The sequence below is a fragment of the Citrobacter sp. Marseille-Q6884 genome (assembly GCF_945906775.1).
Lineage (GTDB): Bacteria > Pseudomonadota > Gammaproteobacteria > Enterobacterales > Enterobacteriaceae > Citrobacter.
This window is the reverse complement of record NZ_CAMDRE010000001.1, coordinates 2,000,153-2,022,110: the sequence shown is the minus strand read 5'-3', so window position 1 is coordinate 2,022,110 and position 21,958 is coordinate 2,000,153. Positions and strand designations below refer to the sequence as shown.

At 52.2% G+C, this 21,958-nt stretch carries 20 protein-coding genes, 1 tRNA gene and 1 rRNA gene; 8 read left to right on the top strand and 14 right to left on the bottom strand.

Annotated elements, in window-relative coordinates; genetic code table 11:
* Positions 1–52: 52 nt before the first annotated feature.
* The 3 genes from N7268_RS09545 to gmhB all read right to left on the bottom strand — a co-directional run bounded on the left by N7268_RS09545 (position 53) and on the right by gmhB (position 2,687).
* Positions 53–128, bottom strand: a tRNA-Glu gene (locus tag N7268_RS09545).
* An 85-nt stretch (positions 129–213) separates the two neighbouring features.
* Positions 214–1,755: ribosomal RNA gene (locus tag N7268_RS09540) — 16S ribosomal RNA — on the bottom strand.
* 365 nt (positions 1,756–2,120) lie between these two features.
* Positions 2,121–2,687: a D-glycero-beta-D-manno-heptose 1,7-bisphosphate 7-phosphatase gene (gene gmhB, locus N7268_RS09535; RefSeq protein ID WP_198906378.1), complete on the bottom strand. Its 567-nt coding sequence runs from the start codon at positions 2,685–2,687 to the stop codon at positions 2,121–2,123.
* Between the two features lie 189 nt (positions 2,688–2,876).
* On the opposite strand from gmhB, the gene metN reads away from it, so the two are divergent.
* From metN to proS, 6 genes are all read left to right on the top strand, one after another.
* Positions 2,877–3,908, top strand: a complete 1,032-nt coding sequence (gene metN, locus N7268_RS09530) for a methionine ABC transporter ATP-binding protein MetN (protein WP_260862674.1) — start codon at positions 2,877–2,879, stop codon at positions 3,906–3,908.
* Positions 3,901–4,554: a methionine ABC transporter permease MetI gene (locus N7268_RS09525; protein WP_005132073.1), complete on the top strand. Its 654-nt coding sequence runs from the start codon at positions 3,901–3,903 to the stop codon at positions 4,552–4,554. Before metN ends, N7268_RS09525 begins: the two co-directional genes overlap by 8 nt.
* A 44-nt stretch (positions 4,555–4,598) precedes the next feature.
* The gene (gene metQ / locus N7268_RS09520; protein WP_198906380.1) at positions 4,599–5,414 is read left to right on the top strand and encodes a MetQ/NlpA family lipoprotein; all 816 of its coding nucleotides are present in this window, start codon (positions 4,599–4,601) and stop codon (positions 5,412–5,414) included.
* Positions 5,415–5,530: 116 nt separating this feature from the next.
* A complete protein-coding gene (gene rcsF, locus N7268_RS09515; protein ID WP_198906381.1) occupies positions 5,531–5,935 on the top strand; it encodes an Rcs stress response system protein RcsF in 405 nt (134 codons plus the stop codon).
* Positions 5,932–6,639, top strand: a complete 708-nt coding sequence (gene tsaA, locus N7268_RS09510) for a tRNA (N6-threonylcarbamoyladenosine(37)-N6)-methyltransferase TrmO (protein WP_260862672.1) — start codon at positions 5,932–5,934, stop codon at positions 6,637–6,639. The genes rcsF and tsaA overlap by 4 nt, the downstream gene beginning before the upstream one ends.
* Positions 6,640–6,751: 112 nt before the next feature.
* Complete coding sequence (proS, locus tag N7268_RS09505; RefSeq protein ID WP_198906383.1) at positions 6,752–8,470, top strand: proline--tRNA ligase; 1,719 nt, start codon at positions 6,752–6,754, stop codon at positions 8,468–8,470.
* A gap of 43 nt (positions 8,471–8,513) precedes the next feature.
* On the opposite strand, the gene nlpE is transcribed toward proS, so the two are convergent.
* Genes nlpE through N7268_RS09490 form a run of 3 tightly spaced genes read right to left on the bottom strand, consistent with a single transcriptional unit; the run spans position 8,514 to position 10,207 of the window.
* Positions 8,514–9,212, bottom strand: coding sequence for an envelope stress response activation lipoprotein NlpE (nlpE, locus tag N7268_RS09500; RefSeq protein WP_198906805.1), 699 nt, complete (start codon positions 9,210–9,212; stop codon positions 8,514–8,516).
* Positions 9,213–9,242: 30 nt separating this feature from the next.
* Positions 9,243–9,665, bottom strand: a complete 423-nt coding sequence (gene arfB, locus N7268_RS09495) for an alternative ribosome rescue aminoacyl-tRNA hydrolase ArfB (protein WP_260863540.1) — start codon at positions 9,663–9,665, stop codon at positions 9,243–9,245.
* Complete coding sequence (locus N7268_RS09490; RefSeq protein WP_260862671.1) at positions 9,662–10,207, bottom strand: YaeQ family protein; 546 nt, start codon at positions 10,205–10,207, stop codon at positions 9,662–9,664. Before N7268_RS09490 ends, arfB begins: the two co-directional genes overlap by 4 nt.
* Before the next feature lie 199 nt (positions 10,208–10,406).
* On the opposite strand from N7268_RS09490, the gene N7268_RS09485 reads away from it, so the two are divergent.
* Positions 10,407–10,607, top strand: a complete 201-nt coding sequence (locus N7268_RS09485; RefSeq protein WP_005132083.1) for a YaeP family protein — start codon at positions 10,407–10,409, stop codon at positions 10,605–10,607.
* Complete coding sequence (rof, locus tag N7268_RS09480; RefSeq protein WP_198906386.1) at positions 10,594–10,854, top strand: Rho-binding antiterminator; 261 nt, start codon at positions 10,594–10,596, stop codon at positions 10,852–10,854. Before N7268_RS09485 ends, rof begins: the two co-directional genes overlap by 14 nt.
* A 54-nt stretch (positions 10,855–10,908) precedes the next feature.
* Here the strand turns inward: rof and tilS are convergent, their stop codons facing one another.
* From tilS to lpxA, 8 genes are all read right to left on the bottom strand, one after another.
* Positions 10,909–12,195, bottom strand: a complete 1,287-nt coding sequence (tilS, locus tag N7268_RS09475; protein WP_260862668.1) for a tRNA lysidine(34) synthetase TilS — start codon at positions 12,193–12,195, stop codon at positions 10,909–10,911.
* Between the two features lie 61 nt (positions 12,196–12,256).
* Positions 12,257–12,646, bottom strand: coding sequence for a VOC family protein (locus N7268_RS09470; protein ID WP_260862667.1), 390 nt, complete (start codon positions 12,644–12,646; stop codon positions 12,257–12,259).
* A 65-nt stretch (positions 12,647–12,711) separates the two neighbouring features.
* Positions 12,712–14,850 (bottom strand): lysine decarboxylase LdcC, encoded by a 2,139-nt coding sequence (gene ldcC / locus N7268_RS09465; RefSeq protein ID WP_260862665.1) that lies wholly within the window; start codon positions 14,848–14,850, stop codon positions 12,712–12,714.
* Between the two features lie 99 nt (positions 14,851–14,949).
* A complete protein-coding gene (accA, locus tag N7268_RS09460; RefSeq protein ID WP_061067282.1) occupies positions 14,950–15,909 on the bottom strand; it encodes an acetyl-CoA carboxylase carboxyl transferase subunit alpha in 960 nt (319 codons plus the stop codon).
* A gap of 12 nt (positions 15,910–15,921) precedes the next feature.
* Positions 15,922–19,404, bottom strand: a complete 3,483-nt coding sequence (gene dnaE / locus N7268_RS09455; protein ID WP_260862663.1) for a DNA polymerase III subunit alpha — start codon at positions 19,402–19,404, stop codon at positions 15,922–15,924.
* Between the two features lie 24 nt (positions 19,405–19,428).
* Complete coding sequence (gene rnhB, locus N7268_RS09450; RefSeq protein WP_260862662.1) at positions 19,429–20,025, bottom strand: ribonuclease HII; 597 nt, start codon at positions 20,023–20,025, stop codon at positions 19,429–19,431.
* Complete coding sequence (lpxB, locus tag N7268_RS09445) at positions 20,022–21,170, bottom strand: lipid-A-disaccharide synthase (RefSeq protein ID WP_260862660.1); 1,149 nt, start codon at positions 21,168–21,170, stop codon at positions 20,022–20,024. Before lpxB ends, rnhB begins: the two co-directional genes overlap by 4 nt.
* Complete coding sequence (gene lpxA / locus N7268_RS09440) at positions 21,170–21,958, bottom strand: acyl-ACP--UDP-N-acetylglucosamine O-acyltransferase (RefSeq protein ID WP_045440007.1); 789 nt, start codon at positions 21,956–21,958, stop codon at positions 21,170–21,172. The genes lpxB and lpxA overlap by 1 nt, the downstream gene beginning before the upstream one ends.

The following is a 21,958-nucleotide window of genomic DNA, read 5'->3' as shown; positions in this document are numbered from 1 at the left end:
GTCTGTTTTGAGATATAACGGCCGGCGACTTTCACTCACACAAACCAGCAAGTGGCGTCCCCTAGGGGATTCGAACCCCTGTTACCGCCGTGAAAGGGCGGTGTCCTGGGCCTCTAGACGAAGGGGACACTGAAGTCTCAATCGCAAGACGCCTTGCTATTTACTTTTCATCAGACAATCTGTGTGGACACTACAAGGAACGGTTCTTTAAGGTAAGGAGGTGATCCAACCGCAGGTTCCCCTACGGTTACCTTGTTACGACTTCACCCCAGTCATGAATCACAAAGTGGTAAGCGCCCTCCCGAAGGTTAAGCTACCTACTTCTTTTGCAACCCACTCCCATGGTGTGACGGGCGGTGTGTACAAGGCCCGGGAACGTATTCACCGTGGCATTCTGATCCACGATTACTAGCGATTCCGACTTCATGGAGTCGAGTTGCAGACTCCAATCCGGACTACGACATACTTTATGAGGTCCGCTTGCTCTCGCGAGGTCGCTTCTCTTTGTATATGCCATTGTAGCACGTGTGTAGCCCTACTCGTAAGGGCCATGATGACTTGACGTCATCCCCACCTTCCTCCAGTTTATCACTGGCAGTCTCCTTTGAGTTCCCGACCGAATCGCTGGCAACAAAGGATAAGGGTTGCGCTCGTTGCGGGACTTAACCCAACATTTCACAACACGAGCTGACGACAGCCATGCAGCACCTGTCTCAGAGTTCCCGAAGGCACCAAAGCATCTCTGCTAAGTTCTCTGGATGTCAAGAGTAGGTAAGGTTCTTCGCGTTGCATCGAATTAAACCACATGCTCCACCGCTTGTGCGGGCCCCCGTCAATTCATTTGAGTTTTAACCTTGCGGCCGTACTCCCCAGGCGGTCTATTTAACGCGTTAGCTCCGGAAGCCACGCCTCAAGGGCACAACCTCCAAATAGACATCGTTTACAGCGTGGACTACCAGGGTATCTAATCCTGTTTGCTCCCCACGCTTTCGCACCTGAGCGTCAGTCTCTGTCCAGGGGGCCGCCTTCGCCACCGGTATTCCTCCAGATCTCTACGCATTTCACCGCTACACCTGGAATTCTACCCCCCTCTACAAGACTCTAGCCTGCCAGTTTCGAATGCAGTTCCCAGGTTGAGCCCGGGGATTTCACATCCGACTTGACAGACCGCCTGCGTGCGCTTTACGCCCAGTAATTCCGATTAACGCTTGCACCCTCCGTATTACCGCGGCTGCTGGCACGGAGTTAGCCGGTGCTTCTTCTGCGAGTAACGTCAATCACTAAGGTTATTAACCTTAATGCCTTCCTCCTCGCTGAAAGTACTTTACAACCCGAAGGCCTTCTTCATACACGCGGCATGGCTGCATCAGGCTTGCGCCCATTGTGCAATATTCCCCACTGCTGCCTCCCGTAGGAGTCTGGACCGTGTCTCAGTTCCAGTGTGGCTGGTCATCCTCTCAGACCAGCTAGGGATCGTCGCCTAGGTGAGCCGTTACCCCACCTACTAGCTAATCCCATCTGGGCACATCCGATGGCAAGAGGCCCGAAGGTCCCCCTCTTTGGTCTTGCGACGTTATGCGGTATTAGCTACCGTTTCCAGTAGTTATCCCCCTCCATCGGGCAGTTTCCCAGAAATTACTCACCCGTCCGCCACTCGTCACCCAAGGAGCAAGCTCCTCTGTGCTACCGTTCGACTTGCATGTGTTAGGCCTGCCGCCAGCGTTCAATCTGAGCCATGATCAAACTCTTCAATTTAAGTTTGATGCTCGTGAATTAAACTTCGTAATGAATTACGTGTTCACTCAGAGACTTGGTATTCATTTTTCGTCTTGCGACGTTAAGAATCCGTATCATTGAGTGCCCACACAGATTGTCTGATAAATTGTTAAAGAGCAGTTGCGACGCGCTTTGGCGCTCTGTCGCGAGGTGGCGTATATTACGCTTTCCTCTTTCAGAGTCAACCCTGAATTTCAGGATTTTTCTCTTCAACCGAACCGGCTGTTTGTGTGAAGTGATTCACATCCGCCGTGTCGATGGAGGCGCATTATAGGGAGTCGATTCAGGAAGACAAGCGGAAAAATGCATTTTTGTTTCAACCGTTCATCTTTTATCCACAACGCTTACTTTTGCTGCTTTTTTATTGCCATTGGCAGGTCAGCCAGACTATTTATCACCATATCTGCCGCATTTTCTGCTTCCGGCGTAACAGGCTTGCCGGTGCGAACCAACACTTTCGTTCCCACATTAGCGGCTGTCGCTGCCTGCATATCTTCTATTTTGTCGCCCACCATATAGGAAGCGGCCATATCAATGTGCAGGAAGTCTCGTGCGGAGATAAACATTCCAGGATGCGGTTTACGGCAGTCGCAGGTCTGGCGATACTCTTCCACTGTTCCTTGCGGGTGATGAGGACAATAGTAGATACCATCCAGATCAACATCCCGATCGGCCAGCGACCAGTCCATCCATTCAGTCAACGTTTCGAACTGCGCTTCGGTAAATTTACCGCGGGCAATACCGGATTGATTCGTCACGACAATCAGCGCGTAACCCATCTTTTTAAGTTCACGCATCGCATCAATGACGCCGTCGATGAACTCAAACTCGTCGATCTCATGTACGTAACCGTGGTCCACATTAATGGTGCCGTCACGGTCGAGAAAAATTGCGGGTACAGACTTTGCCACCTTTTATAGCTCCTGAATAAGGCATGTTGCTCTAGTATCGCATGTTTCAGCAGTCAAGAAAGTGCTCATCGTGCAAAGCTTGATTGATTTAGACGTCTGGATGCCTTAACATCCATCTTGTTGACGGCTTCGACCGTAGCAGACAGACGAAAATGCCACGGCTAACTTAATTACGATAATAAATAACCAATGATTAAACTTTCGAATATCACCAAAGTGTTCCAGCAGGGGACTCGCACCATTCAGGCGCTAAATAATGTCAGCCTGCATGTTCCTGCCGGGCAGATTTATGGCGTTATTGGCGCCTCAGGTGCCGGTAAAAGTACGCTAATCCGCTGTGTTAACTTACTCGAACGTCCAACAGAAGGCAGTGTTCAGGTTGGCGGCCAGGAATTGACGACGCTTTCTGAATCCGAGCTAACCAAAGCTCGTCGCCAAATAGGCATGATTTTCCAGCACTTTAACCTGCTCTCTTCCCGTACTGTTTTTGGCAACGTTGCGCTTCCGCTGGAGCTGGATAACACGCCAAAAGAAGAGATTAAACGTCGCGTGACGGAGCTGCTGGATTTAGTCGGGCTTGGTGATAAGCACGACAGCTATCCAGCGAACCTCTCCGGTGGGCAGAAACAGCGTGTCGCAATTGCCCGTGCACTGGCGAGTAACCCAAAGGTATTGCTGTGCGATGAGGCCACCAGCGCACTCGATCCAGCAACAACCCGTTCAATTCTGGAATTATTGAAAGACATTAACCGTCGTCTTGGGTTAACCATTCTGCTGATTACCCATGAAATGGACGTCGTAAAACGTATTTGTGACTGCGTCGCGGTCATCAGTAATGGTGAGCTGATTGAGCAAGACACCGTCAGCGAAGTTTTTTCTCACCCGAAAACCCCGCTGGCGCAGAAGTTTATTCAGTCCACGCTGCATCTGGATATCCCGGAAGATTATCTGGAGCGTTTAAAAGCAGAACCGACAGCCGACAGCGTGCCAATGCTGCGCATGGAATTCACGGGTCATTCAGTGGATGCGCCATTACTCTCCGAAACGGCTCGTCGCTTTAATGTGAATAACAACATTATCAGCGCGCAGATGGATTACGCCGGTGGCGTGAAGTTCGGCATTATGCTGACTGAAATGCACGGCACACAGGAAGATACACAAGCGGCCATTAGCTGGTTGCAAGAACACCATGTAAAAGTAGAGGTACTGGGTTATGTCTGAGCCGATGATATGGTTGCTGGTTCGCGGCGTATGGGAAACGCTGGCAATGACCTTTGTGTCTGGCTTTTTTGGCTTTGTGATTGGTCTGCCCGTTGGCGTGCTGTTATACGTCACGCGCCCAGGACAAATCATCGAGAACGCGAAGCTTTACCGTACGCTCTCTGCGCTGGTAAACATTTTCCGTTCCATTCCGTTTATTATTCTATTGGTCTGGATGATTCCATTCACCCGCATGATTGTCGGCACCTCTATCGGCTTACAGGCCGCTATCGTTCCGCTGACCGTCGGTGCTGCGCCGTTTATCGCCCGTATGGTGGAAAACGCGCTGCTGGAAATTCCTACTGGGCTGATCGAAGCCTCGCGTGCTATGGGCGCTACGCCATTACAGATCGTGCGTAAGGTGTTACTGCCTGAAGCATTGCCGGGTCTGGTAAATGCGGCGACGATCACGCTGATTACCCTGGTCGGTTATTCAGCGATGGGCGGTGCCGTTGGCGCAGGCGGTCTTGGACAGATTGGCTATCAGTACGGTTATATTGGTTATAACGCTACCGTGATGAATACAGTACTGGTATTGCTCGTCGTTCTGGTTTATTTAATTCAGTTATCCGGCGATCGTATCGTCCGGGCTGTCACGCACAAATAACGTTGCACACAACACAAAAAACTCATTAAGAAAAGGAAATAAGCATGGCGTTCAAATTCAAAACCTTTGCGGCAGTTGGAGCCCTGATCGGTTCTCTGGCACTTGTGGGTTGCGGCCAGGATGAAAAAGATCCTAACCACATCAAAGTGGGCGTTATTGTTGGCGCAGAGCAGCAAGTTGCAGAAGTCGCGCAGAAAGTCGCGAAAGAAAAATACGGTCTGGACGTTGAACTGGTGACGTTCAATGATTACGTTCTGCCTAACGAAGCACTGAGCAAAGGCGACATTGATGCCAACGCTTTCCAGCACAAACCGTACCTGGATCAGCAGATCAAAGATCGCGGTTACAAACTGGTTGCCGTAGGCAATACGTTTGTTTACCCGATTGCGGGCTATTCCAAAAAAATCAAATCACTGGATGAGCTGCAGCCAGGCTCTCAGGTCGCGATTCCAAACGACCCGACTAACCTTGGCCGTTCCCTGCTGCTGCTGCAAAAAGTGGGTCTGATCAAGCTGAAAGATGGCGTTGGTCTGCTGCCGACCGCACTGGACGTCATTGAAAACCCGAAAAACCTGAAACTGGTTGAGCTGGAAGCGCCACAGCTGCCGCGTTCACTGGATGATGCGCAGATCGCTCTGGCGGTTATCAACACCACCTATGCCAGCCAGATTGGCCTGACGCCGGCAAAAGACGGCATCTTTGTTGAAGATAAAGATTCCCCGTATGTAAACCTGATCGTCACCCGTGAAGACAATAAAGATGCTGAGAACGTGAAGAAATTCGTTGAAGCATATCAGTCTGACGAAGTTTACGAAGCAGCAAACAAAGTCTTTAACGGCGGTGCTGTTAAAGGCTGGTAATTTTAGGCTGTTTCCAGAATCTGTAATATCATCAGGACGGGCGCTTGCCCGTCTTGTCATTTATGCAAGCACCTGATTCAATATCTGACGTTTAGATCATTCATTGAGGAAATATTATGCGTGCTTTACCGATCTGTTTAGTAGCACTCATGCTGAGCGGCTGTTCTATGTTAAGCAGATCCCCTGTTGAACCCGTTCAAAGCACCGCAACCCCGCCTAAAGCGGAGCCGGAAAAACCCAAAGCACCGCGTGCGACGCCGGTCAGAATTATTACCAACGCTGAAGATTTGGTGGGTAAACCATTCCGCGATCTTGGCGAAGTCAGCGGTGAGTCCTGCCAGGCATCGAATCAGGATTCTCCTCCGAGCATTCCAACCGCGCGTAAACGCATGCAGATTAACGCATCTAAAATGAAAGCAAATGCGGTACTGCAGCATAGCTGTGAGGTGACCAGCGGTACGCCAGGTTGCTACCGTCAGGCGGTTTGTATTGGTTCTGCTCTGAACATTTCGTCTAAATGAGTCATTTTCAGTTCGAGCAAATAGGCGTTATCCGCTCTCCTTATAAAGAAAAGTTCGCTGTGCCACGCCAGCCGGGTCTGGTGAAAAGTGCTAACGGCGAACTACATTTGCTCGCACCTTATAACCAGGCCGATGCTGTGCGCGGCCTGGAAGCGTTCAGCCATTTGTGGGTGATTTTTGTTTTTCACCAGACGATGGAAGGCGGTTGGCGTCCAACCGTGCGCCCACCTCGTCTTGGCGGCAACGCCAGAATGGGGGTCTTCGCAACGCGTTCGACCTTTCGCCCTAACCCTGTCGGCATGTCGCTGGTTGAGTTGAAAGGCATCGTCTGCCAGAAAGAGAGCGTCATATTAAAGCTGGGCAGTTTGGATCTGGTCGATGGCACGCCGGTTGTCGATATCAAACCCTATCTGCCCTTTGCCGAGGCGTTACCCGATGCCACCGCAAGCTACGCGCAACATGCCCCGGTTGCCGAAATGGCGGTGAGTTTCACCGCAGAGGTAGAGCAACAGCTTCTGGCACTGGAAAAACGTTATCCACTGCTGAAAACATTTATTGGTGAAGTACTGGCACAGGACCCACGTCCTGCGTATCGTAAGGGTGAAGAGACAGGCAAGACGTATGCCGTCTGGTTACATGATTTCAACGTGCGCTGGCGCGTAACAGAAGAGGGTTTCGAAGTCTTTGCGCTTGAACCCCGGTAATTTAGCGCCCTTCTCTTTTGACATCCCTTTCTCGCTGGTAAACTAACTCACTATTTTTTTGTGTCAGGCTCGCGTTGAGCCTGTTCGATCGTCCAACTGGAACCGTAACAACATGCGTACTAGCCAATATCTGCTCTCCACTTTGAAGGAGACACCTGCCGACGCCGAGGTTATCAGCCACCAGCTGATGCTGCGCGCCGGGATGATCCGCAAGCTGGCCTCCGGGTTATACACCTGGCTGCCGACCGGCGTGCGCGTCCTGAAAAAAGTCGAAAACATCGTGCGTGAAGAGATGAACAACGCCGGTGCAATCGAGGTGTTGATGCCGGTTGTTCAGCCATCTGAACTGTGGCAAGAGAGTGGCCGTTGGGAACAGTACGGCCCGGAACTTCTGCGTATCGCTGACCGTGGCGATCGTTCGTTCGTGCTCGGTCCAACGCATGAAGAAGTCATCACTGACCTGATTCGTAACGAGCTGAGCTCTTACAAACAGCTGCCGCTGAACTTCTATCAGATCCAGACCAAATTCCGTGATGAAGTGCGCCCACGTTTCGGCGTTATGCGTTCCCGCGAATTCCTGATGAAAGATGCTTACTCTTTCCATACCTCTCAGGAATCGCTGCAGGAAACCTACGACGCAATGTATGCCGCGTACAGCAAAATCTTTAGCCGCATGGGGCTGGATTTCCGTGCTGTACAGGCTGATACCGGCTCAATCGGCGGTAGCGCTTCTCACGAGTTCCAGGTGCTGGCACAAAGCGGTGAAGATGACGTGGTGTTCTCTGACAGCTCTGATTTTGCTGCCAACATCGAGTTTGCTGAAGCCGTTGCGCCGAAAACCCCTCGTGCTGCAGCAACTCAGGAAATGACGCTGGTTGACACGCCTAACGCGAAAACCATCGCCGAGCTGGTTGAGCAGTTCAATCTGCCAATTGAAAAAACCGTTAAAACGCTGCTGGTGAAAGCCGTTGAAGGCAGCAGCTACCCGCTGGTTGCTCTGCTGGTTCGTGGCGATCACGAGCTGAACGAAGTAAAAGCAGAGAAACTGCCGCAGGTTGCCAGCCCGCTGACCTTCGCTACCGAAGAAGAAATTCGCGCGGTGGTGAAAGCAGGCCCAGGTTCACTCGGTCCGGTAAATATGCCGATCCCAGTGGTTATTGATCGCACCGTTGCGGTCATGAGCGATTTCGCTGCTGGCGCAAACATCGACGGCAAACACTATTTTGGTATTAACTGGGATCGTGATGTGGCAACGCCGGAAGTTGCAGACATCCGTAACGTGGTAGCCGGTGACCCAAGCCCGGACGGTCAGGGTACACTGCTGATCAAACGTGGTATCGAAGTTGGTCACATCTTCCAGCTGGGGACCAAGTACTCTGAAGCGCTGAAAGCTGCGGTACAGGGTGAAGATGGTCGTAACCAGATCCTGACGATGGGCTGCTACGGTATCGGGGTAACGCGCGTTGTGGCTGCTGCGATTGAACAGAACTACGACGAGCGTGGCATCGTTTGGCCGGACGCAATTGCGCCGTTCCAGGTAGCTATTCTGCCGATGAACATGCACAAGTCTTACCGTGTGCAGGAACTGGCTGAGAAGCTGTACGCTGAACTGCGTGCGCAGGGTATTGAAGTGCTGATGGACGATCGTAAAGAGCGTCCGGGCGTGATGTTTGCCGATATGGAACTGATCGGTATTCCGCATACCATCGTGCTGGGCGACCGTAACCTCGACAACGATGATATCGAATACAAATACCGTCGTAACGGCGAGAAGCAACTGATTAAAACCGGTGACATTCTCGACTATCTGGTAAAAGCCATTAAAGGCTAATCCAGCAAAAGGCCCTGTAAATACAGGGCCTTTTTTTCTTCGATCAATTACACCCTTTTCCGGGTATAAATTTCGCGTCTTTATCTGCCATCAGCGTTTTCACGTTTTCGCCCGTATCCGGGTTCGCCTCAAACATAAAATGCCCTTCAAGGGTCAGCAGGACAGATTGTCCCGTTTCCGCGCGAGCCGATAAATAGTCTCGTTCCAGCTGGGCATTATTCGCTACCGGCATCCGTTTTCCTGTTGCGCAGTCAGTAAATATTGCCGCATCCGCCATATAGAAATACATGCCACGCATCGGCATTGGGGTGACTGGCAAACTGGCTGAGACCGGTTGAAGCGTATAGTTGAATTGCGACTCAATCGGATTACCTTCACGATCAAGCATCTCCAGCGCGTCTCCTTTTGCCCGGTAGTAAGACTTTTCACCTTTGCTGTCAGTCAGTACCAGTTTGTCAGCCGTACGGGCCCATGTACCGTACGAGGCAAAAGAAGACGGCTCTTTCCGCACACCCTGGTAGCGCTCGTTCATGATCCACGTTCCATCTTTTTCAAGGAACAAAGAGGTTTCAATCCCTTCGCAATCCGCACAAGGCAGGATGCCACGCCAGCTTTGCTGCATCGGTTTTAGTTCTGCCGCCCGTGTCGGCTGTAGTACTTCACCTTCAGTACGATTATTACAGCCGATCAAGGAAAAAAGCGTGCATGCCGCGACGACGGACAATATTGCTGTTTTCACCATGAATTCCTTATGAATTTTTATTCCCATTCGTCAGTCCTGCGGACGACGAACTCTACCGCGCAGCGCCTTCACTGTGGATTTTTGTGCTTTCGATGACAACCTGCGCTCTTTCGAGGCGCGCGTAGGGCGGGTTGCCTGTCGGCTTTTTTGCACTGCGGTTAATTCTTTTATCACCGCCACCAGCCGGGAAATAGCGGCTTCCCGATTGAGCTCCTGGCTGCGGTATTCCTGCGCTTTAATGATAATGACACCTTCACCACTGATCAGATGATGACTGGCAGCCAGCAGGCGTTCCTTGTAATACTCTGGCAGGCCAGAGGCCCGAATGTCAAAGCGCAAATGGATAGCTGTCGATGTCTTATTAACGTGTTGTCCACCCGCGCCTTGAGCCCGAATAGCCGTGATCTCCAGCTCACTATCAGGGATAGAGACATTTCGGGAGATCACAATCATGAAGACTGTTGCCACGCGCTCAAATGAATTTCCAGATTATTCTGGGAATCCGATAACCAGATAGCACCATCCTGGATGGTCGCCTGCAGTGTCATCGTGCGACCAGCAAAATCACTCAGCTGAGCCAGCTGCTCGTCATCCAGATACCATACGGACAAGTTCGTAAACTGTGCGCATTTGCTCTGGTTTTGCTGCCACCAGATTTGCGCCGCACGGCTGTTATAGGCAAACAAGGCTACTTCCGCGGACTGGGTACAGGCTTTCTTGATACGGCGTTCCTCCGGCAGGCCGAGCTCAATCCATAAATCAATACCCAAATGATCGTTGCGCAGCCAGGCTTCTGGCTCATCTTCGGCACTTAAGCCTCGCGTAAACTGCAGTCGCTCGTCAGCATATTTAATCCACGCCAGCAGGCGCAGCATCATGCGTTCCTGGGTTTCTGAGGGGTGACGCGCCAGCGTCAATGCCGCGTCAAGAAACTGGTTGCGGTCGAGATCCGCCACATTGACGACGGCTTTATAGATTGTCGCTTTAAGCGCCATGAGAGAACTCCTTTCGAATCAGGCGCACATTGTAGCGAAAACTGCGCCAAAAGGCTGCTAACAGGTAACACGTACCTCTCCCATCAAGGCGCTGATATTGCTTGAATGAGTATGGTATAGTCACCTTGCTAAACAGAGTTTATCTTCGTAGGCTTAGACTTGCATCCACGGTTAAGTCAGAGTATTGACAGGAGGGCATGTGGAAAAATATTGTGAGTTAATACGCAAGCGGTATGCGGAAATCGCCAGCGGAGACTTAGGGTATGTCCCGGATGCGCTGGGTTGCGTATTGAAGGTACTGAATGAAGTGGCGGCAGACAGCGCTCTTTCAGAGTCGGTCAGGGAAAAAGCGGCATATGCAGCCGCGAACTTACTGGTGAGCGATTATGTCAATGAATGAAACGTATCAACCCATTAACTGTGATGATTACGACAATCTTGAACTCGCCTGCCAGCAGCATCTGCTACTGACGCTGGCGCTAAAAGACGGCGAAGTTCTGCAGGCGAAAGCGAATGACCTGGTTTCACGCAAAAATGTGGAATATCTGGTCGCAGAAGTTGCCGGCGAGACCCGCGAGCTTCGCCTCGACAAGATTGCCAGCTTCAGCCACCCCAAAATTGGTACTGTGGTGGTCAGCGAATCATAACCCTACTTGCACCTTATCAGGCCTAAATTCGTAGGCCTGATAAGCGCAGCACCCTCAGTTATGCCATACCAGACTTACGCCTTCTTCCCCTTCTCCTTCACGCGTCACAAAGACGCCCGCCGCCGCAATCAACGTTTCACCATAAAAAAGCAACGGCGTGGTATCTCGTCGCCAGGGCGGAACCCCCTGTTCCTGCCAGATTTTTTTAAGTTTGCGCCCGCCATTACGCCCGACAATATGCAGCAAACCGGGGGCTTTAAACCGAATGCTGATTGACTCATCCGCTCGCGGTAATCGCAACTCGCCGCCAGGCACGAGCTGCACCGTCCCCAGCCCGGCAGGTAGCGCCAGCGACGTTTGCCAGCTTAGCCACGGGAGCACGGTTTCACTCTGCCCGGAGAGCGGTTTAACCCACCATAGCTGTGACTGATAACGGCGAACATCATACTCCCCGAGATGCAAACACGGCGACGCATCTTCCCGTGCCAGCGCCACTTCCTGCCAGATGCGTTCCAGCCCGTCGCGTGACGGCATTGGCGCATTCAGCCCTGCCAACCAGCGGCGCAGCAGCGCAGAACGCCGTACACCGCTCATCGTCATTAACGGCTCAATCATGAGTGTGCTTTGTGCGGTCACAACGTTGGCTAAATCACTGGCGAGCAGTTCATCTAACAGGCTCTCCTGCTCAGCACATAACGCGGCGCTACGGGCGGTGGCTTCGGCAAAGTGCGGCCAACGCTGTTGCAAAAGTGGGAGAACACGCAGACGCAAGAAATTGCGATCATAGGCATCATCCTGATTACTTTCATCCTCTATCCAGCTTAGCGCATAGGTATGCGCCCACCGTTCAAGCGCGTCACGCGTTTGTGTTAACAAAGGACGAATAAGCCGGGTACGGGCAAACGGCGAGCTTTCCCCCATTGCAGAAAGCCCTGCCGGGCCGCTACCGCGCTTGAGCGCCAGCAGAAATGTTTCACATTGATCGTCAAGATGCTGGGCCGTAACCAGTACCTCACCGGGTAATAACGCTCCGGCAAACGCCTGATAGCGCGCACGTCGCGCCTGAGCCTCTATTCCCAGCCCATCGTCCTGAAGCTGCACCCGCTCAACAACCAGCGGAACCTGCCATTGCGCGCATACCGATTCACAGTGCGTCACCCACGCGTCCGCATGCGGACTTAATCCATGATGGATATGAATAGCGCGCAGAGTGACATCAGGATGTTGTGTACGCCACAGTACCAGTTGGTGCAACAGCACGGTAGAGTCAAGGCCGCCGCTAAAGGCGACGAGGATCTGGCGAGCGGTCAGCAGTGAAGTGTTCAGCGAGAGTGTCATCATGTTGGTTACTTAAAATCGCATTGCCCGGCACGTTACCGGGCTGAAGCCACAAAGACAAGTCTCAGAGCTCGTACAGTTCAAGCGGTAATCCGTCCGGATCGTTGAAAAACGTAAAACGTTTACCGGTAAACGGATCAATACGTATCGGCTCACATTTCACGTTATGGTCTTCCAGATGCGCCACCGCCTTTTCCACGTCATCAACGCTGAACGCCAGATGTCGCAAGCCGCAGGCTTCCGGGCGACTGGGACGCTCAGGCGGAAAGGGAAAGGAAAAGAGCTCAATGACATAGTGTCCGTTCAGCGCCAAATCGCCTTTCCAGGAGTCGCGCTCTTCCCGGTAAGCTTCACTCATGAGCGTGAACCCCAGAACATCACAGTAAAATGCCTTACTGGCCGCGTAGTTCGTCGCGATAATGGCAATATGGTGAACCTGTTTTAATCCCAGCATAGCGTTTTCGCCTCTTTAATTTTCTCTCAGCACGTTACGTGTGCGAAACGGATTCAGGCAAGTCGTTATGCCATTTTCAGGACTCTCACACGGTAAACACCATCTTCACCCAGTTTAGCGCCATGGATATCGGTTTCAAACCCAGGGTAATGGTGACCAACAGAGCACAGCATCACCAGGAAATCCAGTACGGCCCGACTTTCTTCGGTGATCATTTCCCCCGGCATCAACAACGGCACGCCAGGAGGATAAGGCAGGATCATATTCGCGGAGACGCGTCCCACCAGTTGATCTAGCGTCACCGTTTCGACCTCACCTTTGATCTGTCGCTGCCAGGCCTGATGTGGCGTCATTTTCATTTCCGGCAACGTATCGAATGCACGCAGCATCAGCCCGGAGAGATCGTGCTGGCGGATCAGTTTATGGATCCCCTGCGCCAGATCCTGAATACGCATATTGCGATAAAAATCAGGATCCTCGGCATACAGATCCGGCAGCATGTTTTTAACGCGCAAATTAAGATCGTAGGAACGTTTGAATTCTGTCAGCCCACGCAGTAATCCCATTGCACGGGTTTTATCGATCCCAATGCTGAACAGAAACAACAGGTTATACGGCCCCGTTTTCTCAACCACGACACCGCGTTCATCCAGGAATTTCGCCACCAGCGCAGCGGGGATCCCTTCTTCGCTCATCGTGCCTTGTTCATCCATTCCCGGCGTCAGAATGGTGACTTTCACTGGATCGAGGAACATATGATCGGCATCAGCATCACTAAACCCGTGCCAGTCTTCCCCGGGCGCAACCGGCCAGCATTCCGCTTCATCCACTTTTTCCGGTTGCCAGATATCAAAGAACCAGCCATCCGACTCTTCTCGCAACCGCTGCACTTCTTTACGGAAATGCAGCGCACGCTCCACGGAGCGATTAATTAACCGCTTGCCTGGATTGCCACGCAACATTGCCGCTGCCGTTTCTATTGAGGCAACAATCGGGTAGCTCGGTGAAGTGGAAGTGTGCATCATGAAAGCTTCATTAAAGGTGTCTTCATCGTAGTCCCCTTTAATGTGAATCAAAGACGCCTGCGACAACGCCGCCAGCATCTTATGCGTGGACTGCGTTTCAAAAATCACCTTACCCGGCACCCGCTCACCGCTCATGCCACTTTTCCCCTGATATATCGGATGAAAATGGGTATAAGGCACCCAGGCTGAATCAAAATGAATTGAAGGCACGTCCAGCGTCTGCTTAATCCAATTCGTGTTATACAACAGGCCGTCGTAAGTCGAGTTTGTAATCACCGCATGTACCGGCCACTGTGCCTGTGGAGCTTCCGCCACCTTGCGCTCAATTCTTTCACGGGTAAATTCTCTACGAGGGATTCCACCGAGGATCCCCAGCGCATTCCGCGTCGGTTTTAGCCAGATGGGCACGACATCGCTCATCATCAGCAAATGTGCCAGCGATTTATGACAGTTACGGTCAATCAGCAGCGTACTTCCCGTGGGAGCGGCATACATACCGACAATCTTATTTGAGGTTGATGTGCCGTTAGTGACCATATAGCTTTGCTCTGCGCCAAAGGTACGAGCGATATACTCTTCGGCTTCAAGATGCGGGCCCGTGTGATCCAGTAGCGACCCCAGTTCAGTGACTGATATAGACACATCAGCCTTCAACGTGTTGCTGCCAAAAAAATCATAGAACAGGCAGCCCACAGGGCTTTTCTGGTACGCGGTTCCCGCCATATGCCCTGGCGTACAGAAGGTATACTTGCCTTCCTTCACATAGGTAAACAGTGCCTTGGTAAAAGGAGGCGTAATATTATCAAGATATTCAGCGGTGTACTGGCGAATGCGCGTAGCAATGTCATCGGACTGACCAAGCGCATACTCAAAGAACCACAGTGCCATGCGCAAATCGTGCGCGCTGACATCCATCGTTGAATGGGTATTTATAAAGGCGTAGAGCGGGAGATACTCATTTAGCTGGTTGATCTCACTACACAGATCCAGACTGTACTCATCCCAGTCAAATATTACGCCGCAAATACGCGGGTTGTGCTCAATAAATTTCAGCAGATCGATGCTATTCTGCGGCCAGATAATCTGAAACCCCTGCTGCTGCAGCGCACGTTCAAGTTCCTTGATGGGCTCATCTTTATAAAAGACGCCATGCGGTCCCATGATGGCAATGATATTCATGCGTTCCTCCTGGAAAAACCTTAGTTAATCATAGCCTGTTCAAACCGCGGGTAAAAAAAAGGGCCACAACAATGTGGCCCTTTTCAGAAAAACTGTCATTTACGCGTAACCGTAGCTCATCAGGCGCTGGTAACGGCGGTTTTTCAAATCTTCTTTGCTCAACACATCGAGATCGGCGAGATCGGCCAGCAGTTGTGCTTTCAGCGAAGCGGCCATCACTTCCGGGTTACGGTGTGCCCCACCCAGCGGTTCCGGGATGATAGAGTCAATCAGCTTCAGCTCTTTCAGACGCGGGGCAATGATGCCCATTGCTTCTGCAGCCAACGGTGCTTTGTCTGCACTTTTCCACAGAATGGACGCACAGCCTTCCGGGGAGATAACAGAATAGGTGCTGTATTGCAGCATATTCACTTTATCACCTACACCAATCGCCAGTGCGCCGCCGGAGCCACCTTCACCGATAACAGTACAGATAACCGGTACGCTCAGACGTGACATTTCACGCAGGTTACGGGCAATGGCTTCAGACTGACCGCGTTCTTCCGCACCCACACCCGGGTAAGCCCCTGGGGTGTCGATGAAGGTAATGATCGGCATGTTGAAACGCTCAGCCATTTCCATCAGACGCAGTGCTTTGCGATAACCTTCTGGTGCCGGCATACCGAAGTTACGACGGATTTTCTCTTTGGTCTCACGGCCTTTCTGATGTCCAATGATCATCACTGGGCGACCATCAAGACGCGCAATGCCGCCGACGATAGCTTTGTCATCTGCATAGGCACGATCGCCCGCCAGCTCATCAAATTCATCAAATGCCAGGCGGACATAATCCAGGGTGTACGGACGCTGTGGATGGCGAGCCAACTGGGCTACCTGCCATGCGCCAAGATCGGCGAAGATTTTACGCGTCAATTCTACGCTTTTTTCACGCAGGCGATGCACTTCTTCATCGATGTTAATATCCAGTTTCTCATCCTGACGGCTAACCGCAGTCAGAGAATCGATTTTTGCTTCCAGCTCTGCAATCGGCTGTTCAAAATCAAGGAAATTCAGACTCATAGTATTCCTGTATTAGTCAAACTCCAGTTCCACCTGCTCCGAACCAATAAGGCCGCGGAGATCGTTTAGCAAACGATCGCTCGGAGAGACACGCCACGTTGCGCCAAAACGCAACCGCGCACGTGCATCCGCCCTCTGATAGTAGAGATGTACTGGAATTGTCCCCGAGCGGTGGGGTTCCAGAGACTGACGGAGTCGGTTTAAAAGCTGGTCATCAATTTGCCTGTCCGTCAGCGAGATAGCAAGCCCGCGAGCATATTTTTCCCGGGCTTCGTCAATATCCATGACTTCGCGGGCCATCATTTTAAGCCCGCCGCTGAAGTCATCAAAGCTGACCTGTCCGCTGACGATAAGTATGCGGTCTTTTTCCAGCAAATGCTGGTATTTATCCAGAGCTTCGGTAAATAACATTACTTCCAGACGCCCGGAACGGTCATCCAACGTGCAGATGCCGATACGATTGCCGCGCTTGGTGACCATTACCCGCGCCGCAATGACGAGCCCCGCAGCCGTGGTAACTTTACCACGTTCTGTCGGATGCATGTCTTTCAGCCTGTAGCCTCCGACATAGCGCTCAATTTCTTTTAAATACTGGTTGATGGGGTGTCCCGTCAGGTACAAACCTAACGTTTCACGTTCGCCATCTAATACCACCTGCTCCGGCCAGGGCTGGCAGCTGGCATAGGATTGTTCTATTTGTTCCGGCTCTTCCGCCAGTACGCCAAACATATCGGCCTGACCGATCGCTTCCGCTTTCGCGTGCTGGTCGGCTGCTTTTAACGCATCGTTTAGCGAATTCATCAGCGCAGCGCGATGCGGACCAAGGCGATCAAACGCCCCGGACATGATTAACTTTTCCAACACCCGACGGTTAAGCTTTTTAATATCCGTACGAGCACAGAGGTCAAACAGCTCGCGGAAATAGCCACCCTCGTTACGCGCTTCAATAATAGCTTCAATTGGCCCTTCACCCACGCCTTTTATCGCGCCGATGCCATAGACAATTTCACCATCATCATTCACGTGGAAATGGTACAACCCGGAGTTGATATCCGGCGGCAGGATTTTCAGCCCCATTCGCCAGCATTCATCCACCAGCCCAACCACTTTCTCGGTGTTATCCATATCAGCGGTCATTACCGCAGCCATAAATTCGGCAGGGTAATGCGCTTTCAGCCACAGCGTCTGATAAGAGACCAGCGCGTAGGCCGCGGAGTGCGATTTGTTAAATCCGTAACCCGCGAATTTCTCCACCAGGTCAAAGATTTTCATCGCCAGTTCGCCATCTACGCCGCGCTTCTTCGCCCCTTCTTCAAAGGTGCCACGCTGCTTGGCCATCTCTTCTGGCTTTTTCTTACCCATCGCACGACGCAGCATGTCCGCGCCGCCAAGGGTATAACCGGACAGCTCCTGGGCAATCTGCATGACCTGTTCCTGATACAGGATAATGCCGTAGGTCGGCTCCAGTACCGGTTTCAGACACTCATGCTGCCATTGTACATCCGGGTAAGAGATCTCTTCTCGTCCGTGCTTACGGTCGATAAAGTTATCTACCATCCCCGACTGTAGCGGCCCGGGGCGGAACAGCGCCACCAGGGCGATCATATCTTCGAAGCAGTCAGGCTGCAGACGTTTGATCAGATCTTTCATGCCGCGGGATTCAAGCTGGAAGACGGCGGTGGTCTCCGAGCGTTGCAGCATATCAAAACTTTTTTTATCGTCGAGCGGGATTGCCGCGATATCCAGCGGCGGCTCACCATTTTTCTCGCGACGGGCGTTAATCATCTCCAGCGCCCAGTTGATGATGGTGAGTGTGCGCAGACCGAGGAAGTCGAACTTCACCAGCCCGGCGTATTCCACGTCGTTTTTATCAAACTGGGTTACGGGATGCAGCCCCTGTTCATCACAGTATAACGGCGCAAAATCGGTAATTTTGGTTGGCGCGATAACCACGCCACCGGCATGTTTACCGGCGTTACGCGTGACGCCTTCCAGCTTACGCGCCATATCGATAAGCGCTTTAACCTCTTCATCTGCCTCATAGATTTCCGGCAATTGAGGTTCGGCTTCAAAGGCTTTTGCCAGCGTCATACCCGGATCGGGCGGTACCAGTTTGGAAATACGATCCACAAATCCGTACGGGTGCCCCAGCACGCGACCCACGTCGCGAATGACCGCTTTCGCCGCCATCGTACCAAAGGTAATAATCTGCGATACCGCGTCTCGACCATACATCTCTGCAACGTGTTCAATAACCTGGTCACGCTTCTCCATGCAGAAGTCAACGTCGAAGTCAGGCATCGAAACACGTTCCGGGTTCAGGAAGCGTTCGAACAGCAGGTCAAATTCCAGCGGATCAAGGTCGGTAATTTTTAGCGCATAAGCGACCAGCGAGCCGGCGCCGGAGCCACGTCCCGGTCCTACCGGCACACCGTTATCTTTCGACCACTGGATAAACTCCATGACGATCAGGAAGTAGCCGGGGAAGCCCATCTGGTTAATAACCTGAAGCTCGATCTCCAGACGTTCGTCATACTCCGGGCGACGCTTTTGACGTTCCTCTTCATCCGGGAACAAAAACGCCAGACGTTCCTCCAGCCCTTCCTTGGATTTTTTGACCAGATAATCTTCTGTGGTCATATCGCCGGTCGGGAACTGCGGCAAGAAATATTCGCCCAGACGCACCGTCACGTTACAACGTTTGGCAATCTCAACGGTGTTTTCCAGCGCTTCCGGGATGTCGGCAAACAACTCGCACATCTCTTCTTCGCTACGCATATACTGCTGCGATGAATAGTTGCGCGGGCGCTTGGGATCGTCCAGCGTAAAGCCATCATGGATCGCAACGCGAATTTCATGCGCGTCGAAATCGCCCGCCTCAAGGAAACGTACATCATTGGTTGCGACAACCGGCAGCCCCCGCGTTTCAGCCAGTGCTACCGCCGCATGCAGATAATTTTCTTCGTTTTGTCTGCCGGTACGGATCAGTTCGAGGAAATAGCAATTGGGGAAATGTTCTTCATAAAACGCGACACATTCATCGACCAGTGCGCTGTTACCACGCAACAGACTGCGACCCACGTCGCCCAAGCGTCCACCGGAAAGCAAAATTAAGCCGTCTTTTAATTCGACCAGCCACTCTTTGTCGATCACCGGCCCTTCAGCACCATAACCGCGCTGATACGCTTTTGATATCAACAACGTCAGGTTCTGGTAACCCGTATTATTGGCCGCCAGTACCGTCAGTTGGCAAAGCTCATCACCAAACTGTTCGCTACGGACATGAAAATCAGCGCCCACAATCGGCTTAATCCCTGCACCATGACCAGCACCGTAAAACTTCACCAGACCGCACAGGTTGGTGAAATCGGTGATCGCTAACGCAGGCATGCCCAACGCGGCCGCCTTTTTCACCAGCGGCCCCGTTTTCGCCAACCCATCGATCATGGAATAGTCGCTATGCACCCGCAGGTGGACGAAACGAGGTTCAGACATCTTCAGATTCCTTCGACACAAGAATCAGGACGCGAGTCCCAGTGCGCGTTTGACAGGACCAAAGCTGCGACGATGGTGCTCAGTAGCGCCATGTTCTGCCAACTTTTCCAGATGAAAAGCGGTTGGATAGCCTTTGTGCTGTGCAAAGCCATACTGCGGGAAAACGATATCCAGCGCCGCCATTTCAGCATCGCGAGTGACTTTCGCCAGAATAGACGCGGCGCTAATCTCGGCCACGCGGCTATCGCCTTTGACGACCGCCATCGACGGTACCGGCAACGCAGGGCAACGGTTTCCGTCAATCAGTACATATTCAGGCGCAATGTGTAAACCCGCCACCGCACGCTGCATAGCCAGCATGGTGGCATGCAAAATATTCAGCTCGTCAATTTCATGCGGTTCCGCACGTCCCAGACTCCAGCTAAGTGCTTTATCTTTAATTTCATCGTAAAGCGCCAGGCGACGTTTTTCCGATAATTTTTTGGAGTCGTTAAGACCAACTATCGGACGCGTCGGGTCAAGAATAACCGCTGCAGTCACAACAGCCCCGACCAAAGGACCGCGTCCAACTTCATCCACCCCCGCGACTAAATGCGTATGTGGATAAACAAATTCAATCATTGTGCTAACTCCAGGACTGCATCCGCCGCCTGCTCATCGGCATTGCAACGGATCTGCTGGTGCAGTTCACGGAACGTATCGTGCATCGCATGGCTGGTGTTGCCATTCGCCAGCAGCGGCAACAGCGCGTTGGCGAGCGCCTGCGGTTCGCATTCATCCTGCAACAGCTCTTTGACTAATTCTCTTCCCGCCAGCAAATTAGGCAACGAAACATAATCGGTCTTCACCAGACGCTTCGCCAGCCAGAACGTGAAGGGTTTCATACGATAGCCGACAACCATCGGACACTTCGCCAGCATACATTCCAGCGCTGCCGTACCTGACGCCAACAATGCGGCATCGCTGGCGACCATCGCCTCTCGTCCCATGCCGTTAAGCAGATGAACGGAAAGCTCCGGCGCAACCTCAGCCTTAATACGTTCAAACTGTTCCCGGCGTTTCGCATTGACCAACGGCACCACCACTTCCAGATCGGGATAATGTTGTCGCAGCAGTTGAGCCGTTCTCAGAAAATCAGCGCTGAGCATCTCCACTTCTGCGCCACGGCTTCCTGGCAGCAGCGCCAGACAGTGAGCGTCATGGGGAATGCCTATCACATCACGGGCCGCGTTTTTATCCGGATCCAACGGCATGGCATCTGCCATCGTATGACCAATAAAGCGACACGGAACGTTAAATTTGTCATAAAACGCTTTTTCGAAAGGCAGAAAGGCCAGCACCATATTGGTGGATCTGCCTATTTTGAAAACGCGTTTCTGCCGCCACGCCCAGACGGAGGGGCTGACGTAATGAATGGTTTTAATGCCCTGCTTTTTCAGATTCCCTTCAAGGGTAATGTTGAAATCCGGCGCATCGATACCCACAAAAACATCCGGCTGGAGTTCGGTGAATCGACGTGTCAGATCGGCGCGGATATGCAGTAAACGGCGCAGGCGTCCGAGCACCTCAACAATGCCCATTACCGCCAGCTCTTCCATTTCGTACCAGGCTTCACAACCTTCAGCCTGCATCAGCGGACCCGCCACGCCAACAAAACGCGCGTTGGGAACACGCGCTTTGAGTGCACGAATTAATCCTGCACCAAGAATATCGCCGGAGGTTTCTCCGGCGACAAGGGCAATCGTTAAAGGACGCTGCTCAGTCATTAACGAATCAGGCCACGCGTTGAGCGTTCAAAGAAGTCACTGAAGGCCTGAACATCAGGATACTGCTTCGCCAGTTCGGCGATTTCCGGTTTCGCTTCGTCCAGCGTTTTACCGCTGCGATACAACGCTTTGTAGGCGTTGCGAATCGCGGTAATCGCTTCGCGGGTAAATCCGCGACGCTTCAAACCTTCGATGTTGACACCAAATGGCGTCGCGTGGTTGCCCTGGGCGATAACGTACGGTGGAACGTCCTGGGCTACGCCAGAACAACCACCGACCATCACGTGCGCACCGATAATGCAGAATTGATGCACTGCAGTCATGCCGCCGATGATAACGAAATCATCCAGTGAGACATGTCCGGCAAGCGTGGCGTTATTCGCCAGAATGCAGCGGTTGCCTACCGTACAATCGTGCGCAACGTGCGCATTGATCATGAGTAAGTTATCGCTGCCCACCTTCGTCAACCCACCGCCCTGCACTGTACCACGATGAATGGTGACGCTTTCGCGGATGCGGTTACGATCGCCAATTTCTACACGGGTCGGTTCACCAGCATATTTCAGATCCTGGTTTACTTCACCGATAGAGGCAAACTGATAGATCTCGTTATCGCGACCAATTTTTGTATGGCCATTCACGACAACATGAGACTTCAGTACGGTACCCTCACCAATTTCAACATGGGGTCCAACAATACAAAATGGGCCAATGTGAGCATTAGCACCAATACTGGCACCGTCTTCTACAATGGCGGTTGGGTGAATAAAGGCGGATTTATCAATCAC

Excerpts from the sequence above, each read along its gene's own strand:
- N7268_RS09525 (WP_005132073.1), top strand. The coding sequence starts at position 3,901 with ATGTCTGAGCCGATGATATGGTTGCTGGTTCGCGGCGTATGGGAAACG.
- dnaE (WP_260862663.1), bottom strand. The coding sequence starts at position 19,404 with ATGTCTGAACCTCGTTTCGTCCACCTGCGGGTGCATAGCGACTATTCC.
- arfB (WP_260863540.1), bottom strand. The coding sequence starts at position 9,665 with ATGATTGTGATCTCCCGAAATGTCTCTATCCCTGATAGTGAGCTGGAG.
- rcsF (WP_198906381.1), top strand. The coding sequence starts at position 5,531 with ATGCGTGCTTTACCGATCTGTTTAGTAGCACTCATGCTGAGCGGCTGT.
- tsaA (WP_260862672.1), top strand. The coding sequence starts at position 5,932 with ATGAGTCATTTTCAGTTCGAGCAAATAGGCGTTATCCGCTCTCCTTAT.
- metN (WP_260862674.1), top strand. The coding sequence starts at position 2,877 with ATGATTAAACTTTCGAATATCACCAAAGTGTTCCAGCAGGGGACTCGC.
- metQ (WP_198906380.1), top strand. The coding sequence starts at position 4,599 with ATGGCGTTCAAATTCAAAACCTTTGCGGCAGTTGGAGCCCTGATCGGT.
- ldcC (WP_260862665.1), bottom strand. The coding sequence starts at position 14,850 with ATGAATATCATTGCCATCATGGGACCGCATGGCGTCTTTTATAAAGAT.
- lpxB (WP_260862660.1), bottom strand. The coding sequence starts at position 21,170 with ATGACTGAGCAGCGTCCTTTAACGATTGCCCTTGTCGCCGGAGAAACC.
- accA (WP_061067282.1), bottom strand. The coding sequence starts at position 15,909 with ATGAGTCTGAATTTCCTTGATTTTGAACAGCCGATTGCAGAGCTGGAA.
- rof (WP_198906386.1), top strand. The coding sequence starts at position 10,594 with ATGTCAATGAATGAAACGTATCAACCCATTAACTGTGATGATTACGAC.
- proS (WP_198906383.1), top strand. The coding sequence starts at position 6,752 with ATGCGTACTAGCCAATATCTGCTCTCCACTTTGAAGGAGACACCTGCC.
- N7268_RS09470 (WP_260862667.1), bottom strand. The coding sequence starts at position 12,646 with ATGCTGGGATTAAAACAGGTTCACCATATTGCCATTATCGCGACGAAC.
- tilS (WP_260862668.1), bottom strand. The coding sequence starts at position 12,195 with ATGATGACACTCTCGCTGAACACTTCACTGCTGACCGCTCGCCAGATC.
- N7268_RS09490 (WP_260862671.1), bottom strand. The coding sequence starts at position 10,207 with ATGGCGCTTAAAGCGACAATCTATAAAGCCGTCGTCAATGTGGCGGAT.
- rnhB (WP_260862662.1), bottom strand. The coding sequence starts at position 20,025 with ATGATTGAATTTGTTTATCCACATACGCATTTAGTCGCGGGGGTGGAT.
- nlpE (WP_198906805.1), bottom strand. The coding sequence starts at position 9,212 with ATGGTGAAAACAGCAATATTGTCCGTCGTCGCGGCATGCACGCTTTTT.